Source organism: Nannocystis sp. RBIL2 (assembly GCF_026626745.1).
In the GTDB taxonomy this organism is placed as follows: domain Bacteria; phylum Myxococcota_A; class Polyangia; order Nannocystales; family Nannocystaceae; genus Nannocystis.
Genome location: NZ_JAPNJW010000002.1, coordinates 324471 through 341782 on the forward strand (window position 1 = coordinate 324471; position 17312 = coordinate 341782).

At 72.6% G+C, this 17312-nt stretch carries 13 protein-coding genes; 3 read left to right on the plus strand and 10 right to left on the minus strand.

Annotated elements, in window-relative coordinates:
* The first annotated feature begins 398 nt into the window (after positions 1-398).
* Positions 399-1625, plus strand: a complete 1227-nt coding sequence (locus OV090_RS26555) for an ATP-grasp domain-containing protein (RefSeq protein WP_267707411.1) — start codon at positions 399-401, stop codon at positions 1623-1625.
* A 211-nt stretch (positions 1626-1836) separates the two neighbouring features.
* On the opposite strand, the gene OV090_RS26560 is transcribed toward OV090_RS26555, so the two are convergent.
* The 8 genes from OV090_RS26560 to OV090_RS26595 form a co-directional block, all read right to left on the minus strand.
* Entirely contained in the window at positions 1837-2334 is a 498-nt protein-coding gene (locus OV090_RS26560) for a hypothetical protein (RefSeq protein ID WP_267707412.1), read from the minus strand.
* Positions 2335-2708: 374 nt separating this feature from the next.
* Positions 2709-4343, minus strand: coding sequence for a VWA domain-containing protein (locus OV090_RS26565; protein WP_267707413.1), 1635 nt, complete (start codon positions 4341-4343; stop codon positions 2709-2711).
* Between the two features lie 274 nt (positions 4344-4617).
* On the minus strand, positions 4618-6825 hold the full coding sequence (locus OV090_RS26570; RefSeq protein ID WP_267707414.1) for a prolyl oligopeptidase family serine peptidase: 2208 nt from the start codon (positions 6823-6825) through the stop codon (positions 4618-4620).
* Positions 6826-6942: 117 nt separating this feature from the next.
* Positions 6943-7872, minus strand: a complete 930-nt coding sequence (gene gluQRS, locus OV090_RS26575) for a tRNA glutamyl-Q(34) synthetase GluQRS (RefSeq protein WP_267707415.1) — start codon at positions 7870-7872, stop codon at positions 6943-6945.
* The gene (locus OV090_RS26580; RefSeq protein ID WP_267707416.1) at positions 7869-8375 is read right to left on the minus strand and encodes a hypothetical protein; all 507 of its coding nucleotides are present in this window, start codon (positions 8373-8375) and stop codon (positions 7869-7871) included. The genes gluQRS and OV090_RS26580 overlap by 4 nt, the downstream gene beginning before the upstream one ends.
* A 444-nt stretch (positions 8376-8819) precedes the next feature.
* Positions 8820-9509, minus strand: a complete 690-nt coding sequence (locus tag OV090_RS26585) for a hypothetical protein (protein ID WP_267707417.1) — start codon at positions 9507-9509, stop codon at positions 8820-8822.
* 314 nt (positions 9510-9823) lie between these two features.
* Positions 9824-10897: a hypothetical protein gene (locus tag OV090_RS26590; protein WP_267707418.1), complete on the minus strand. Its 1074-nt coding sequence runs from the start codon at positions 10895-10897 to the stop codon at positions 9824-9826.
* Between the two features lie 431 nt (positions 10898-11328).
* The gene (locus OV090_RS26595) at positions 11329-12045 is read right to left on the minus strand and encodes an NUDIX hydrolase (protein WP_267707419.1); all 717 of its coding nucleotides are present in this window, start codon (positions 12043-12045) and stop codon (positions 11329-11331) included.
* Positions 12046-12150: 105 nt separating this feature from the next.
* Between OV090_RS26595 and OV090_RS50940 the strand changes: the two genes are divergently transcribed.
* Together OV090_RS50940 and OV090_RS26605 are read left to right on the plus strand one after the other, a co-directional pair.
* Entirely contained in the window at positions 12151-14994 is a 2844-nt protein-coding gene (locus OV090_RS50940) for an ATP-binding protein (RefSeq protein WP_267707420.1), read from the plus strand.
* Positions 14991-15971, plus strand: coding sequence for a response regulator (locus OV090_RS26605; RefSeq protein WP_267707421.1), 981 nt, complete (start codon positions 14991-14993; stop codon positions 15969-15971). The genes OV090_RS50940 and OV090_RS26605 overlap by 4 nt, the downstream gene beginning before the upstream one ends.
* Positions 15972-16017: 46 nt before the next feature.
* Here OV090_RS26605 and OV090_RS26610 read toward each other — a convergent pair whose 3' ends face one another.
* A complete protein-coding gene (locus tag OV090_RS26610) occupies positions 16018-16581 on the minus strand; it encodes a TlpA disulfide reductase family protein (RefSeq protein ID WP_267707422.1) in 564 nt (187 codons plus the stop codon).
* Positions 16581-17144: a sigma-70 family RNA polymerase sigma factor gene (locus OV090_RS26615; RefSeq protein ID WP_267707423.1), complete on the minus strand. Its 564-nt coding sequence runs from the start codon at positions 17142-17144 to the stop codon at positions 16581-16583. Before OV090_RS26615 ends, OV090_RS26610 begins: the two co-directional genes overlap by 1 nt.
* Between the last annotated feature and the right edge of the window lie 168 nt (positions 17145-17312).

Sequence of the window (17312 nt, forward strand, 5' to 3'; positions counted from 1 at the left end):
CTTCGGGACATGCTCCCTGCGGCGGGGGAGGAGACTGTCCTGCGGGACAGGTTCGGCGAACGAGTGGATAAGTCGTCTGAAAGGACAAGGAGCCCTCGATCCATCGCGTGGGCTGTCCCCGAGGACATGTCTCGTGCGCCGGCTTCACGCTGTTTCGGAAGCTGAGGCTCGGGCCCGCCTTGGCGCGCGGGTCGCCCTGGATCGCTCCTGTCTGTCGGTCGGCCGCGGATCGCCTCGCCGGTCACGCGCTCGCGACTTCGAGGTCCGGACATGGTTCTGCTGCCCGTCGGCCCGAGCGCGGCCAGTCCCCGGGCGTGGGCCCGCCGGGGCCTGACGGAGGATCCCGCAGGCCAGCGCGTCGCCGCGCGGCCGCGGATCTGGCATGATCGCGGCCGCGCATGCCCGTCCACGTCCTCTACGTCGCCCCGTTCTACAGCGCCAACATCCTGCAGTGCCTCGACGCGCTGGTGTCGCTGCCCGATGTCCGGATCGGCCTCATCACCCATGAGCCCGAGACGACGCTGCCCGAGCGCTACCGCGGCCGCGTCGTGGGTCACTACCAGGTCCGCGACTGCCTCGACGCCGAGCAGCTGATCGCCGCGGGCAAGGCGTTCCAGGCCGGGTGGGGCCGGGTCGACCGCCTGATCGGGTTCCTCGAGCAGATGCAGACCCCGCTGTCGATCGCGCGCGACAAGCTCGGGATCCCGGGCATGACCGAGGCGGTCGCCCGCAACTTCCGCGAGAAGAACCGCATGAAGGCGAAGCTGCGCGAGGCCGGGCTGCCGGTGGCTCGCCAGGCGCTGATCGGCTCGGCAGAGGACGCGCGCAGCTTCGTCCGCGAGGTCGGCTATCCGATCGTGCTCAAGCCGCCGGCCGGCCTGGGCTCGCGCGCGACGGTCCGCGCGACCGACGACGAGTCACTGGCCTCGGCGCTGGCCGAGCTGTTCGTGACGCCGTCGAACCCGGCCCAGGCCGAGGAGTTCGTGCGCGGCGAGGAGCACACGTTCGAGACCGTCACGATCCAGGGCAAGCCCGTGTGGCACTCGTCGAGCTACTACCTGCCCGGGCCGCTGCAGGTGCTCGAGAACCCGTGGATCCAGTACTGCGTGCTGCTGCCCCGCGAGCAGCTGCAGCCCCACGCGCAGACGTTCCGCGCGCTCAACGTCCGCGCGCTGCAGGCCCTCGGGATCGGCACGGCGCTCACGCACATGGAGTGGTTCCTGCGCGCCGACGGGTCGATGGTGATCAGCGAGGTGGCGGCCCGTCCCCCCGGCGTGCATCTGATGCCGATGATGGGGCTCTGTCACGGGGTGGACATGTGGCAGAAGTGGGCCGAGCTGATGGTGTTCGACCGCTTCGAGGCGCCGCCGCGCCAGTTCGCGGCCGGGACGGCGTTCTTCCGCGGACAAGGTCCGGGACAAGTGGTCCGCGCGGTCGAGGGACTCGCCGAGGCGCAGGAGCTCGCCGGGGCGTGGGTGGTCGACCGCAAGCTGCCGAAAGTCGGCCAGCCGCGCGCGTCCGGCTACGAGGGCGAGGGCTACGCGCTCGTGAAGGGCGAGACGACCGAAGAGGTGGTGAACGCGCTGCGCGGGCTGGTCAGATCGGTGCGCGTGGTCCTCGGGTGAGGAGAGCCCGCGCTGCCCGCTTCGGCCAGGCGGTGGGCGTACCGCCTGGCTGAAGGGGCATGCTCGCTAGCGCATGCTCGCTCGGACATGTTCCGAAGCGCATGCTCGAAAGGACAGGAGCGGGCTGTTCAACCCGCTCCTGCGGTATGTCGGAGAGACGCGGCCCGGGTCCAGCGCGCTGCATCGCGCCGGTAGCACCATCTGAGCGCGGTCACTCCTGGCCGGACCAGCGCTCGAGGAACATGGTGCGCGCGGCCTCCATCTCCGGCGAGACTGGCTTCTCCGAGGGGAAGCCGGTGACCAGCAGCCAACGACCGGTGAACGCCGAGGCCGAGTAGTAGGGCGGCTCGGCGGGGAGGAGCAGGCGTGGATCCTGGAGCGCGGCGAACATCGCGTTCTGATCGGCGAACTCGAACACGAACAGCCACACGCGCGGGCTCGTGGCCGTGAACACCCGGTGGCTCTGCACGCCCCGGGCCTTGAGGTCGGCCTCGGACAGCGGGGTCGGCAGCTCGAGCGGCTCGACGGGGTTGTGGTCGAAGCGCAGGCGCGACAGGGGGAAGCCCTCGAGAGCGCCGCCGTCGGCGGCCGGCGACGGAGATGTCTTTGTGGACATGTCCGAAGGACAAGGTGACTCGCCGGCGCCGGTGCAACCGATCACCGCCGAGGCCGCCAGCGACAGGGAGAAGAGCGCAGCACGCGAAGACACCGCCGGAGGGTAGCGCCGCGCGGGACGCGAGGCAAACGCCGCTCGGGCGGCCCTGGAGGCGCGGTTGCGGTAGTCGAGGTCGTTGCGAGGCCGGGTGATGACGACGAAGGCGCGGCTCACGGCAAGTCGATGCGGCCCATGCGGTCGTGACGACCGGCGACCGCGAGCTCGCGGGCCGCCGGCGGGTCGCCGGCGCGGGCCGGTCGTGACGACCGACGAGGCCGCGACGCGCGGGCTTGCGGGCGGGTCGATGGCGCGGGCGGGTCGTGACGACCGACGAGACCGCGACGCGCGGGCTCATGGCAGGTCCATGCGCTCAGGAAGGTCGTGGCGCGGGCCGGTCGTGACGACCGACGATGCCGCGACGCGCGGGCTCACGGCTGGTCGATGCGATCGAGAAGGTCTTGGCGCGGGCCGGTGGTGACGACCGGCGAACGCCGCGGCGCGGGCGCGGGCGGCAGGCCGCTCACGCGATCGACGGTCGGCGCGGCGGGCGTCGGCTCACCGGCGTGGCCCGAGAGCTTGGCGAGGGAGCGCTCGAGGGCGAACACGAGGGTGCGCTCCTCGGCGAGGTCGGGGTCGCTATCCTGGCGGTAGAGCGAGGCGAGGGCGTGGACGAGCTGGTAGGCGCCCTCCTGATCGTTCTGCTCGTGGTGCAGCGTGGCGGCCCGGGCGAGCGCCGTGGCCTGGTCGACGAGCCGCGCGCCGCGGACGAGGCCGACGCTGGCGTTTGAACCTGGCTTGTAGACCAGGTCGACCGCGGAGCTGCGCGGCTTGCCGACGGCCGCCTCGGTGTACGCGAGGCTGACCTGGCCGAGCGGGCGATCGGCGACTGCCTTGGGCGTCGGCAGGTTGCGATCGGCGGGGCCGAAGCCGACGAAGATGGCGCCCTTCTTGCGACTGAGGAAGATGGTCTCGACGCTGAGGCGGATCGCGCCGCCGGGCGCCCACTCGATCGCCTTGCCCGGGATGCCGTAGACCCCGGCGATCTTGAGCCCCGCGGCCGGCTTGACCTCGAGCTGGAGGTCGTGGGCGAGCTCGGTGACCATGGTGTCGAAGTCCTCGCGGAAGACCTTGGTCATGCGCGCGGCGTCGGGGAAGAAGAACAGGTTGCCGCCGCGCACGCTGCTGATCGCGGTGGCGAGCTCGGCCCCGAACTGGACGCCGACGCCGATGGTGGTCAGGCCGATCCCGCCGCGCGAGCCGTCGCGCGCCATGCCCATGAAGCTCTGCTTGTCGGTGGCGCCGACGTTGGGCCGCTCGTCGGTGAAGAGCATGACGCGCGTGGTGCCCTTGAAGCCGTGGCCGCTGCGCCGCGCGAGGTCGTATCCGACCTGCAGGCCCTCTTCCATGGCGGTCGAGCCGGCGCTCTCGATGCCGGCGATGCGGGCCGCGATGGCGCGCTTGTCCTTGGCCGCCGTCGGCGACATGTGGACGTGGGCGCGGTCGCCGTAGAGGACGATCGAGAGCTGGTCGTCGGGCCCGAGCTGATCGAGGACCCGGTAGAGGCTCTCGCGCACGAGATCCAGCGGCTGGCCCGACATCGAGCCCGACTTGTCGATGACTGCGACGAGGTTGAGCGGGGCCCGCTTGAAGGTCTTCGGATCGAGGCCGGAGCTGAAGCCGAGCTGGGCGAGGTACTGCACCTCGGGCTGGGCCAGCAGCGCGGCGCCGGTGGCCTCGCCGACGGTACAGAGCAGCTGATCGCAGGCGCGCCCCGCCGCCAGCGGGAGGTCGTGCTCGCTGAACAGACCCTCGGGCGTGAAGGTGTTGGGGTGCGGGATCTCGCCGGCCTTGGCGCGATCGCGGAAGTACTGGATGTCCTGGGCGCCGCCGGGAGTGGCTCCCATGGCGGGCGACGGAGCCATCACGTCGGCCGAGAAGTCATAGGCCTTCATGCGATGGTGCGACTCCTTGCGCTCGCGCTCCCGTTCGGGGGCTGCCTCGGCGGCGGTGGTGAGGAGAGCGAACGCGGCGAGACAGACGAGGGAGCGCAGAGGGATCGGCATGACGGCCCGCGCACCAACGTGCAGGCCGGACGGCAGGTCTACGGAGAAACGCACTGGCCGCGCGGCTGCGGATGCGGACCGCCGGGGGCTGGCGACCCTGCATGGCCGCGAAGACGCACGGGGCGGAGCGACGCGCAGGCTGTCGCATCGGACATGTCTATATGGCCATGTCGTCAGAAACATGCCTCTCAGGGCATGTCCTCGGGAGCATGACGCGCGAAGCCCCGCGACTTCATGGGCGAGGTCGCGGGGCTTACGGGGCGGCGAGCCGCGGTCAGAGGGTCATGCCGAGGTTGTGGACGACGAAGCCCCAGAGGTCGGTCCACTCCTCGATCTGCTTGCTGGTCGGCTTGCCGGCGCCGTGGCCGGCGCGGACGTCGATGCGGATCAGGGCCGGCTTGTCGCCGGACTGGGCGGCCTGGAGGGCGGCGGCGAACTTGTAGCTGTGGCCGGGGACGACGCGGTCGTCGTGATCGGCGGTGTAGACGAGGGTGGCCGGGTACTTGGTGCCGGCCTTGAGGTTGTGCAGCGGCGAGTAGGCGCGCAGGGCCTTGAACTGCTCGGCGTCGTCGGAGGAGCCGTAGTCGGACACCCAGGCCCAGCCGATCGTGAACTTGTGGAAGCGGAGCATGTCCATGACGCCGACGCCGGGCAGGGCGACGGCGAACAGGTCGGGGCGCTGGGTCATGGCGGCGCCGACGAGCAGGCCGCCGTTGCTGCGCCCGCCGATGGCGAGCTTGCCCGGCGAAGTGACCTTCTCGGCGACGAGGTACTCGGCGGCGCCGATGAAGTCGTCGAACACGTTCTGCTTGTGAAGCTTGGTGCCGGCTTCGTGCCACGCCTCGCCGTACTCACCGCCGCCGCGCAGGTTGGCGACCGCCAGCACGCCACCGAGCTCGAGCCACATGAGGTCGGGGACGGAGAAGCCGGGGGTGAGGGCGACGTTGAAGCCGCCGTAGCCGTAGAGGTAGGTCGGGTTCTGGCCGTTGCGTTCGAGGCCCTTCTTGTGGGTCAAGAACATCGGCACCTTGGTGCCGTCCTTGCTGGTGTAGAAGACCTGGGTGGTCTCGTACTTGCTCGGATCGAAGGCGACCTTGGGCTGCCGGAAGACCTCGCTGGTGCCGGTCTTGAGGTCGTAGCGGAAGATGGTGGTCGGCCAGGTGTAGCTGGTGAAGGCGTAGAAGGTCTCGCCGTCCTTGGCGCGGCCGCCGAAGCCGGCGGCGGTGCCGAGGCCCGGCAAGGTGATGTCGCGCTCGAGCTTGCCGCTCTCGTTGAACACGCGGACCTCGCTGCGCGCGTCCTTGAGGTACGAGGCGATCAGCTTGCCGCCGACGTGGCTGACGCTGCGCAGGGTCTCCGGCGCCTCGGGGACCAGGACCTTCCAGGCCGACGGGTCGCCGGCGTCCTTCTTGGCGGCGTCGATGGCGACGACCTTGCCGCGCGTGGCGCCCTGCGTGGTCTGGATGTAGAGGTTGCTGCCCTTGCTGCCGACGAAGGTGTACTCGGCGTCGAACTTGTTCAGCAGCTCGACGACGGGCTTCTTGCCGACGCCGCCCGAGAGGTCATGGACGAACAAGGCGTTCTTGTCGGCCGAGCCCTCCCACACGCGGATGACGAGCCAGCGGCCGTCGTCGCTGACCTCGCCGCCGAAGCCCCACTGCGGGTGATCCTTGCGCTCGTAGACGAGGATGTCCTTGTCCTGCGGGGTGCCGATCTTGTGGTAGTAGAGCTTCTGGAACTCGTTCTTGCCCTTGAGCGCCTCGCCGTCGCCGGGGGCGTCGTAGCGGCTGTAGAAGAAGCCCTTGCTGTCCTTGGTCCAGGCGGCGCCGCTGAACTTGATCCACTTGAGGTGATCGTCGAGGTCCTTGCCGGTCGCGATCTCGCGGACGCGGTACTCCTGCCAGTCACTGCCGGCGGCGGCGAGGCCGTAGGCGACGTACTTGCCGTCCTGGCTGATCGCGGTGCCGGACAGGGCGACGGTGCCGTCCTGCGAGAGGGTGTTGGGATCGATGAGGACGCGCGGCTCGGCGGCGAGGCTGTCGGCGACGTAGAGGACGCTCTGGTTCTGCAGGCCGTCGTTGCGGCTGTAGAAGTACTTGCCGCCCTCCTTGTAGGGGACGCCGTAGCGCTCGTAGTTCCACAGCTCGGTGAGGCGGGTGCGGATGGCGTCGCGCTGCTTGATGCTGCCGAGGACGCCGAAGGTCAGCTTGTTCTGCGCCTCGACCCAGGCGCGCGTCTCGTCGGTGTCGAGCTCCTCGAGCCAGCGGTACGGATCGGTCACCTGGGCGCCGTGGTAGGAGTCGACGGTGTCGCCTTTGCGCGTGAGCGGATAGTCGTAGGCCGACTTGGCGGCCACTTCGCCGCCGCCGCTGCCGCCACCGGGCGGGGCGTCGGCGGGCCCGGGGGTCGAGGCTGCGGGCTTGCAGGCGGCGAGAGCGAGAGCGGCGGTGAACCACGCGAGGGGCGAGAGGCGGCGATGCATCGGCAGAAGACTCCGGAGAGGGCTCGGGTTTTTTATCGACCCGCGGCAGCGCGGACAAGGCTTCGCGGCGGCGACGTCGGTCGACTCACGGGGCGCCCGAGGACGGGGTCGGCGTCGTCACAGGCCGGCGAGATCGAGCGGCTGCGGCACCAGGCCCGCGAGCGGATCGGCGGCGGAAACGGCGGTCAGGAGCTCTTGCGGCCGCACTTCGCGGACGTCCGGGGGCACGAGGCCCACGCTGCGGGCCAGCGCCGCGAGGACGCCCGCCGGCGAGGCGCCCGCCTCGCGCAAGGCGCCGAGATCGGGGGCCCCGTCGCGCTTGCTGAGCTTGGCGCCGCCGGCCCCGAGGATCAGCGGGACGTGGGCAAAGCGCGGCGCGGGCAACTCGGGGTTCAGGGCGCGCAGGAGGTGGAGCTGACGCGGGGTGCTGTCGAGCAGATCGGCGCCGCGGACGATGTCGGTGATGCCCATGTCTGCGTCGTCGACGACGACCGCGAGCTGGTAGGCCCAGGCCCCGTCGCCGCGGCGCAGGACGAAGTCGCCGACGTCACGGGAAATGTCCTGGTGGTAGGCGCTGCACAGACGATCGACGAAGCCGACGCTGCCCGGCGGGACGCGCCAGCGGATCGCGGCCGGCCGGCCGGGGTGCGACTGTCCGTTGCGACATGTCCCGGAGTACACTGGCTCTCCGGTCATGCTGGTGACGGGAAGGGCCCGCAGCTCGCGCCGGGTGCAGGTGCACGGATAGACGTCGAGGCGCGCGAGCGCGGCGGCGTAGCGGTCGCCGCGCTCGGACTGGCGGTAGGGGGCGAAGGGGCCGCCGACGTCGGGACCCTCGTCCCAGTCGAGCCCGAGCCAGCGCAGGTCGAGCAGCAGCTGGGCCTCGAAGTCGGGCCGGGCGCGCGTGAAGTCGACGTCCTCGATGCGCATGACGAAGGCGCCGCCGCGCGCGCGGGCGTCGAGCCAGGCGAGCAGGGCGGTGCGCGCGTTGCCGAGGTGCAGCGGTCCGGTCGGGCTGGGGGCGTAGCGACCGCGGACGGCGCTCATGAGCGAGGAAGATACGCCGCGGGGATCGGGCAGTCGTCGCGCTCGTCGGTCCAGAGGATCGTGAGGATCCACCAGCGCCGCCCGTCGTGCCTCAACTGGACGCTGTTGATGCCGCGGTAGAGCAGATGATCGCCGCCGTCGTCGGTCCGGCTCTCGTAGGTGGTGAAGACGTGGGCGATCCCGGCGAACACCTCGGTGCGGCGGAACAGCTCACGCTCGACGAAGCTGCGCAGGCCCTGCTCGCTGATCCGGAGCTGCACCCGCTCGACGAACTCGGGGACGCTCATGTCGTCGATGTTGTTGGCGTGGACCTTGATCAGCCGGCCGTGCGGGACGCACAGGCTGGCGAGACGCTCGGCGTCGGGGCCGCGGCCGTCGCTGAAGGAGACCGAGGCGTACATGGCGCGGATGATGGCGTCGATCGAGTTGACGTCGTCCGCCAGCGCGGGCGGGTGGCTCGGCCAGGGACCGGAGCCTGCCGCGAACACCGCGGCGACGGACATGACAGCAGAGGACGAGGACGAACTCGGGCCCGGATCGACAGGCATACCCTTCACTATACCTGAGCGAGGACGCGCGCAAAGGGGCCCACAGGCCACGTGGACGCGCCAGGGCGGAAAACCGGCCGCAGCAGGCCTCGGGGCGGTGGACGGCCCTCGAACGAAGTTCACATCGCTCGCACCGGTCGCGGGCCCGCGCCCCCGCAGCTCCAGTGCGCGCGCAGCGGCCCCAAAGCCGCCGGTGCGATGGGTCACGGGCGCGGCACGCGATGTCGGGTTCGATCGTGCATGCTCTCAAGGGCAGGTCCGTTCGGGCATGTCTCTTGAGGCATGTTCTGAAATACCTCCCACGAAGCGGCGGCGCGCGGGACGGCGGGCTGTCCGATCGGGCAGCTCGCTCGTTGCGCGAGCCTCCAGCGGGATGGCGGGCGCTCCGCGTCCTCGCGCTCAGGGAGGGGCGGCGTCGAGGGCGACGCGATCGGGCCAGGCGCGCAGGGTTCGAGGGGCGCTGGTGGCGTCGCCGGCGAGCAGGCCGCGGCCGGCGAGGACGACGCGGATGGGGGCGGGATCGAGGCGCGCGAGCGCCTGGCCGGGGGTCTCGCTGCGGCGGCGATCGCCGAGCTCCGGCGGGCCGGCCTGACCTTCGAGCCAGCGGCGCAGCTTGCCGCCGGCGCCGGCGGGGACGAGGGCCAGGCGATCGTCGGCGAGGAACACCACGTCGTGGGGGAAGCCGCGCGCGGGGTCCGGCTCGGCCAGAGGTCCGGCGGCGGTGGTGCGGCTGGTGACGCCCCAGGCCCGCGCCAGCGTGGCCTGCAAGACGGCGAGGTCGCAGCGGACGCGCACGATCCACACGACGGCGCCGCCGGGATCGTGAAGGAGGAGCAGTTCGCGCGGGGTCAGCCCGGCGTCGCGGAGCTGGCGGCGGAGGATCTGCAGCTGGGTGCCGAGGAAGCCGAGGCCGAGCGCGGCGACGACCGGCATGCCCGGGGTGGTGGCACTGGCGCGCGCGAGCTCGGCAGCGGCGGCGTCGACGCCGGGATCGCCGAGGTCGAACAGGCCGGCGACCCGGGCGTCGACGGGGATCCACTCGAGATCGCCGATCGTGTCCTGGCCTTCGGGGCATGTCTGTTTGGACATGTCCTGGGGGGCCTGGGCGATCGGACCTGTCGCTTGGGGCATGTCCGCCGGCTGGTCTGCCGGTCGGGGATCGACAGACGGGCTGCCGCAGGCGACGAGCGCGAGGAGCAGGGCGCGAGCCAGGGACAGGGGCGGCCTGCGGGGCGAGCTCACGCGACGGCGCACGGTGGAGGGTCCGGCCTCGGCTCGCGGCTGGCTCACGCAGGGCGAAGCGGCAGCCGCACTCCTGGGCGGCTGGCTCGCGCGAGGCGAAGGGACGGCAGCAGGCATACGCGGCTCGCTCGCGGAGGCCGACGCGGGCCCAGGGGCGGCGCTCACCCGCCGCCTCCGCGACGCAGGGACGTGAGATCGTCGGCGGCGAGCTGGAGGCGGCCGCGGACGATCGGCCCGTCTTGCGTGTAGGCGACGGCCTTGTAGAGGTCGCGCAGCACGTCGGTGGCGGCGCCGGCGGGGACGCGGGCCTCGAGGGCGGCGGCGGCCTCGGCGACGTCGCCCAGCGGCTGGAGGATGACCTCGCCGTCGATGCCGGCGGCGTCGTGGCGGGGCAGCGAGCGCGCGGCGTCGCCCTCGACGAGGCGGCGCAGCGACAGCTTGGCGACCCCGACGTCGTCGCTGAGATCGAAGTGGAGCATGGCGCCCTGGACGTAGAGCTCGAGCAGGAGGGCCGGGTCGGCGGCGACGACCTCGCCGATCGTGCGCGTGAGCTCGGACGGCGGCAGGTCGCGGGCGGCCGTCAGGGGGCTGAGGCCGTTGCCCATCTCGGTGAGCGAGAAGGCGCCGAGCAGGTCGTCGGCGAGGAAGACCAGGCGCCACGGGAACACCAGATCCGGCGCGAGGCCGGGGGCGCCGCCGACGGCAGCCTCGGGCGCGGTCGGGCCGGGCGTCCACACGGCCAGGCCCTCGACGGTCTCGACCTCCATGCCGCCGCTGCGCAACCAGGCCTCGACGTCGGCCCGCGGGACGAGCAGTCGGCGCACGAGGTAAGGGCCGCGCGCGAGCACCGGCTGCATGACGACGAGGTCGCGCGCGAGCCACTGCTCGGGCGGCGGCGCGGCCGGTCCGATGAGCGCGGCGAGGCCGGACTCGAGGCTCAGCGGGGCACGCAGGAGGGCCAGCGCGCGCGGCGGCAGGGCGAACAGCTCGCCGAGCGCCTCGGGCTCGAGGTCGGCCGGGAGCCGCATATAGGCCACTGCGGGCGAGTCGGGGTCGAGCCAGGCGAGGACGCGCCGCTCATCGGGGGTGGCGGGCGCGGGTGGCTCGGCGGGCGCGGCGGCGCTCGTCGGCGCCGGCTCGCTCGCGGGCGCAGGCGCGGGCGCCGGGCGCTCGGGCTCGGCGCGACCGCAGGCGACGAGGAGGGCGAAGGCCCAGGCGGCTGACCACGAGGACATGGCCCGAGAGACAGATGTGGACGGCGACCGCGCCTGCGGGGCAGAGAGGGGCGCGAGGGACATGTCGGGCGGGGTAGCGGCGGATGGCCGCTGCGGTGCTGCGCGCGAGCCAGGAGAGGGCGGTGCGGAGGACATGTCGTCAGGGGCAGGGAAGGACGGCCGCTGCGACACGGCCCGGGGGACAGGAGTCGATGGCGCGAGGGACATGTCGTGAAGGACAGGGAAGGACGATGACTGCGGCATGGCCCGTGGGACAGGAGACGATGGCGCGAGGGACATGTCGTGAGGGACAGAGGTGGATGCCCCTCGAGACATGGTCTCTGGGACACCCTCAGGTGGCGCGAGGGACATGTCGTGAGGGACATTTCCCTTCGCACCTGCTGCCACGGACATGCCCGAACGAGCATGACCCCAGAGCCATGTCCCGAGGGTCAGCACAGGCGCCAGGTCCTCCCGGCGCGGACGAGGCGGTGCGGCAGGTCGGCGACGCGGGCGGGGGCGGGGACGCCGTCGCCGGGCAGGTCGGGGTAGGCGGGGTCGTGCGGCAGGACGACGACGAGCTGGGCCTCGCCGTTGGCGTCGGGCTGCAGGAGGCCCTTGGGGAGGATCGGCTCGTGGACGGCGGCCGACGGGAGGCCGACCAGGCCGGCGCGGCGCTCGTCGGCCAGGCGCATGACGGTGCACAGCGTCGGCGGCGGGAGGTCGACCTCCTCGCGGGCCCAGGCGGCGAGGATCTCGGCGGGGGTGGCCCAGCGGCCCTCGTGGGTCTCGTGGCCGTCGGCGGCGGCGTCCTCGGCCTCGCCCTCGGCCAGGCGGGCCACGTAGAAGCGGGCCAGGTAGCGGCGCGGCTCGGCGGTGGGGGTGAGCCAGGTGTCGAACCAGTGGAGGTCGTGGGCGTCGAGGACCACGCCGGCCTCCTCCCGGCACTCGCGGCGGGCCGCGGCGTCGAAGGCCGCGTCGCTGCCCTCCGGGCCGTCGCCGGGGTCGACCGCGCCGCCGGGGAAGACCAGGGTGTCGGGCATGAACGGGCTCTTGGCGCTGCGCCGGAGCATGAAGACCTGGGGGTCGCCGGCGGCGCGCTCGCGCAGGAGGACGACGGTGGCGGCGAGCCGCACTCCCGCGAGGCGGCCAGGGTCGGTGAGCGTCATCGGCGCGGCAGACTAGCAGGCGTGACCGGGGGGCGCGAGACGGCGCCGCGCGATCTCGACCTCGGGCACCAGGCGGGGAATTTTGCTAAGCATGCCGCCTCACTCGTGGCCCAGGGCTCCAAGACCACCTCGCTGCCGCGCCTCGGCGACGCCGAAGCGACGGTCCGTCTCGGCACTGACGGCGCGCTCGGCGCCTACAGCGAGATCGTCGCGGCGCTGGCGATGCCGGCGGCCGTGCTGACGCCCGCGGGCCTCATCCTGGCCGCCAACCCCGGCCTCGCCGAGGGCCTCGCCGCAGCAGACCTCAGCGGCGAGCCGTTTTTGGCCTACATCGCGCGCGCCAGCGAGCGCAGCGCGTTCGGGCGGGCCTTCACGGGGCTGCGCGGGCGACCCGCGGGGCATAATTTCTCGCTCGAGCTGACGCTGGTGCCGGGCCGCGGGCGGGCGTGGCCGTGCGCGGTGCGGGCCAGCAAGCTCGCCAGCGACAACGTGCTGCTCACGTTCACCGCGCCGGAGCGGTCGCAGACGCCCGACGTCGGCCGCGCGCTGGCCCGCTGCCTCGAGGCGCTCGACCAGGGGCTCTTGCTGCTCGACGGGGCGGGGATGATCGTCCACGCCAATCCGGCCGCGCGGGCGCTGTTCGCCGGCGACGTCCGCGGGCGCATGCGGCCTGGCGCGGAGGACATGTCCATGCGGACATTGTCCTCGGAGCAGGTGGCGCGAGCGGGCGATGCCGTCGACACGGGAGCGTCGACAGGCGCCGCGGACGGGCGGGTCGAGCGGAGCCGCGACGGGGCGTCGCGGGCCGCGGGATCGGGCGCGCCGGGCCGCATCGCAGGCGGAGAAGTCGAGGCGCGCGTGGCCGGAGCCGGCAGGGTCGGGCTTTCGGGGCGGGGACGACCGGGCGCAGAGGACATGTCCGCCAGGACCTGGCCTGGGGGACAGGAGGCGGCCGCCCGGAGCGAGGGCGGTGCGCGAGGGACCGCGGGGCTCGATCGCGCGGCGCCGCCACGGCATGGCGCGGAGGATGTGTCGGGGAGTCCTGGCGTCGCTCGGAGCGAAGCGGCCCAGCGCGGGACCGCGGGGGCCGAGCGTGCCGCCTCGCCGGCGCGGCAGCGACATGGCGCGGAGGACATGTCCGGGAGGCCCTTGCCTTCGGGACAGGACTCGGAGGCCAGGAGCGGGCCGCACCTGGGCGGGCGCAGCCTGCTCGAGCTGGCGGAGCCGGCGGCCGCGCGGGCGCTCAGCGAGGCGCTGACGCAGGCGCGGGTCGGCAACTGGCACGGGGAGATCGAGCTGCGCCGCCTCGACGGGGCGCCGCTGCCGGTCGAGCTGTCGCTGGCGGGCGGGCGCGAGGAGGGGGCGCCGACGGTGGCGCTGCTCCGCGACCTCCGCGAGCGCCGGCAACAGGACTTCGAGGATCGCCTGCTGGCCCAGGTCGACCGCCTGCTGGTGTCGACGGCCCGACCGCACGACAACGTGGCCGCGGCCTGCGGGGCGATCATGGACTCGCTCGGCTTCACCCGCGGGGTGGTGCTGGCGCGCGTGGGCGAGGGCTGGCAGCGGTGGACGCTGCGCACGGGCTGCGCGCCGCGGGTCTCGACGCTGCCGGCCGAGAGCGATCCGCCGGCGGCGTGGGGCAGCGGTCCGGCGGTGGTCGAGATCGACGCGACGGAGCCGACGCACCGGCGATGGTTCGGCGACCTCGAGGGCCGGCGCCACGCGCTCCGCCTGGCGCTCGGGGCCAATCCCCGGGTGGCCGGGTTCTTCGTGCTGGCGGGCGCCGGGCCGCGCGACGCGCCGCCGCTGCGGCTGCTGGCGCTGCTCGCTCCGCAGCTGGCGCTCGGGCTCGAGGGCGGACGGTTGATGATCGAGACGGAGGCGCTGGCGGCGTACCAGGCGCTGCTGCTCGACCAGACCAGCGTGCTGATCAATTCGATCGACGCGTCCGGGCGCGTGGTGACGTGGAACCGCGCCAGCCAGCAGCTGCTCGGGGTCTCGGCGGAGGCGGCGCGCGGGCGCAAGTTCGGGGTCGAGGTCGCGCGACTGGCCGAACCTGCCCGATGGGACAGCTTGTGGGAGAGCCTGCGGAAGGCCGGCGCTATCGCCACCGAGGTCGCGGTGTTGGCCGAGGGCGGGAAGGAGATCCCGCTGCACCTCGAGGGCCGATTGCTGCGCGGGGCCGACGACCCGGGCGCCGGCGCGGTGCTCGTCGCGCTCGACCTGCGGCGGCGCCGGGCGCTCGAAGACCAGGTGCTGCGCACGCAGAAGCTGGCGGCGGTGGGGCTGTTGGCGGCGGGGATCGCCCACGAGATCAACAACCCGCTCAGCGGCGTGGTCGGCTACAGCCGGCTCCTGCTCGAGAAGCCGCTCGACCCGAACGTGCGCGAGAAGGTCGAGAAGATCGCGGCCAGCGGCGAGCGTTGCCGCAAGATCGTCGAGGGCGTGCTGCTGTTCTCGCGCCAGCGCGAGGGCGGCAAGCGCCGGCCGCTCGACCTGAGCGGGCTCATCGACCGCGTGATCGGCATCGGCGAGTACCAGTGGCGGATGCACAACGTCCGGATCCTGCGCTCCGGGCTGCAGGCGGCGATGATCGTCGGCGACGCCGACCAGATCGAGCAGGTGTTCCTCAACCTGTTCTCGAACGCGGTCGACGCCATGCCGCGCGGCGGCCGGATCCGGATCCGCCTCGATCGTGAGGACGGCCGCGTGGTCGTCGAAATCGCCGACGAAGGCTGCGGGATCGCCCCGGAGATCCTCGACCGCATCTTCGACCCGTTCTTCAGCACCAAGGACATCGGCAAAGGCACCGGCCTCGGGCTTGCGATCTCCTACGGAATCATCAAGGACCACGGAGGTGATATCCTCGTGCGGTCGCAGCCCGGACTGGGTACGACCTTCACGATCCACCTCCCGGACGCCCCCGAAGGGCAGCCCCCCAGCGTATGAGCCGCGGACGTACACCAGTCAAAGACACCTACTCCACCCACGACGTCGCGCGGATCTGCTGCGTCACGCCGACCACCGTGATCCGCTGGATCGAGGACGGCCTGATCCCGGCCTTCAAGACGGTCGGCGGCCACCGCCGCGTGCGCCGCGAGGACCTCGAGCGCGTCTGTCAGGAGCGCGGGATCCCGTTCACGGTGCCGACCGGCGACGAGGTCGGCCGCCTGCTCGTGATCGACGACGAGCCGGTCGTGCTCGACCTGGTCCGAGATGTCCTCAAGGACCTGTCCCATCAGTTCGACGTCGAGGTCGCCCGCGACGCGTTCGACGCCGGCCGCCTGGTGGCGACGTTCCGCCCGCAGCTCATCTTCCTCGACCTGATGATGCCCGGCGTCGACGGCTTCGAGGTGTGCGCCCGCCTCAAGCGCGACGCGTCGACGATGCACACCGAGATCATCGCCATCACCGGTTACTACACCGAGGCGAACATGGAGCGGATCCTGGCCGCCGGGGCGTCGGCGTGCCTCAAGAAGCCGCTCGACGTCACCGAGGTCCGCCGCCGCGTGGTCGAGGCGTTCCACCTCCGCGACGAGCCCCGCATCGAGCCCTCGACCGACCCGCGCGAGAACTCGAAGGTGCTGCTCGTCACCCAGAACGCCGACTTCCGCGCGAAGGTGAAGGAAGAGCTCGAGCGCGCGACGCCGCCGCTCGAGATCAAGACCGCCCAGACCGGCGCCGACGCGCTCCTGGTCGCCCAGGCGGCCCCGCCGCGCTACGTCATCCTCAGCATGACGGTGCCCGACCTCAAGAGCACCGACGTGATCGCCAAGCTGGCCGCAGGGCCAAGCAACCCGCAGATCATCGCGGTCCACGACACGCCGACCGACGAGATCCGCGCGGCCGCCCGCGCCGCCGGAGCCCGCATGTGCCTGCCCACCGCGGCGGTGGCAGGCAGCGTGCGCGAGCTGCTCGGGGTCTGAGGCGAAACGCTTTCGGGACATGTCGCGGCGGACATGTCCCGAAGCGCTAAGGCGCGGGCTCGGCCAGGGCGGCGGCCAGAGCGGCGGCCAGCTCGGGGTCGCCGGTGGGGATGAGGCCGTCGCGGCGCCAGCGGAGGTTGCCGGCGCGGTCGATCAGGTAGCTGGCGGGGTAGCCGATGACCTGGAACGGGCCGCTGACCACGTTGCGCTCGTCGTGGATCACCGGGTAGGTGAGGCCGAAGCCCGACACCATGGTGCGCAGGGTCTTGGCGTCGCGGGCAGCGTCGGTGCTGACGCCGAGGACGGTGAGGCCCTCGGGTTCGTGGCGGACGTGGAGCGCCTGCAGGTCGGGCAGCTCCTCGCGGCAGGGGTCGCACCAGGTGGCCCAGACGTTGAGGAGGACGACGCGGCCGCGCAGTTCGGCGAGGCTGAGCGGCTCGCCGCGCAAGGTGGTGCCGGCGAAGGGCGGGACGGGAGCGCCGAGCGCGAGCACCGGGGCAGCGCCGCCGGTCTTGCCGGTGGTTCCGGCAGCGGGCTTGCCCTCGCAGGCGGTGACGAGCACCAGTCCCAAGAGACAGGTGAGGAGGGCGCGGGGGCGAGGGGCGAGCATCAGGCGGCAGCGGCGTGGAGGCCGTGCTGCTGAGCATAGTCCGAGAGCTGGTCGCGGAGGAGACGGCGCGCGCGATGCAGGCGGCTCATCACGGTGCCGAGCGGACAGCCGAGCTGCTCGGAGGCCTCGCGGTAGGCCAGGCCGTGGAGATCGACGAGCTCGACGACCTCGCGGTAGTGCTCGGGCAGAGCGGCGAGCGCGGCGGCCACCTCGTCGGACAGGCCCTCGGCGTGCCACGCGGCCTCGGGCGCGCTGCAGGCGTCGATCCGGGCGGCGTCGAACAGGTGCTCGGCGATGTCGCTGCGGCAGGCGGTGACGTCGACGACGCGCTGGTGGCGGTGCCGCGAGATGAAGGTGTTGACCAGGATCCGCGACAGCCAGGCGCCCAGGCTGCCGCCGGGCCGGAAGCGGTGCCAGTTGGCCCACGCCTTGGTCAGGGCCTCCTGCACCAGGTCCTGAGCCTCGCTGCGCTGCCGGGTGAGGCGCATGCCGACGCTGGTCAGGCGCGGCAGGTGGGGGTTGATCTGGGCCAGGAACTCGTCGGCAGGGGTCACGGCTCGCATACCCGACCTATTGAGCAAGTCTGGGTCCAGACAGAAAATCGTGTGGTTGCGAGAGGTTGAGGTGGAGGCGCGGATCGGGGCGGCGAGGGCGATTGCTTTCTCGGCGAGAAAGCAACTTCTGATGACTTCGGGCCGCCGGCCGGTCGGCTGCACCGACCGCGATACACG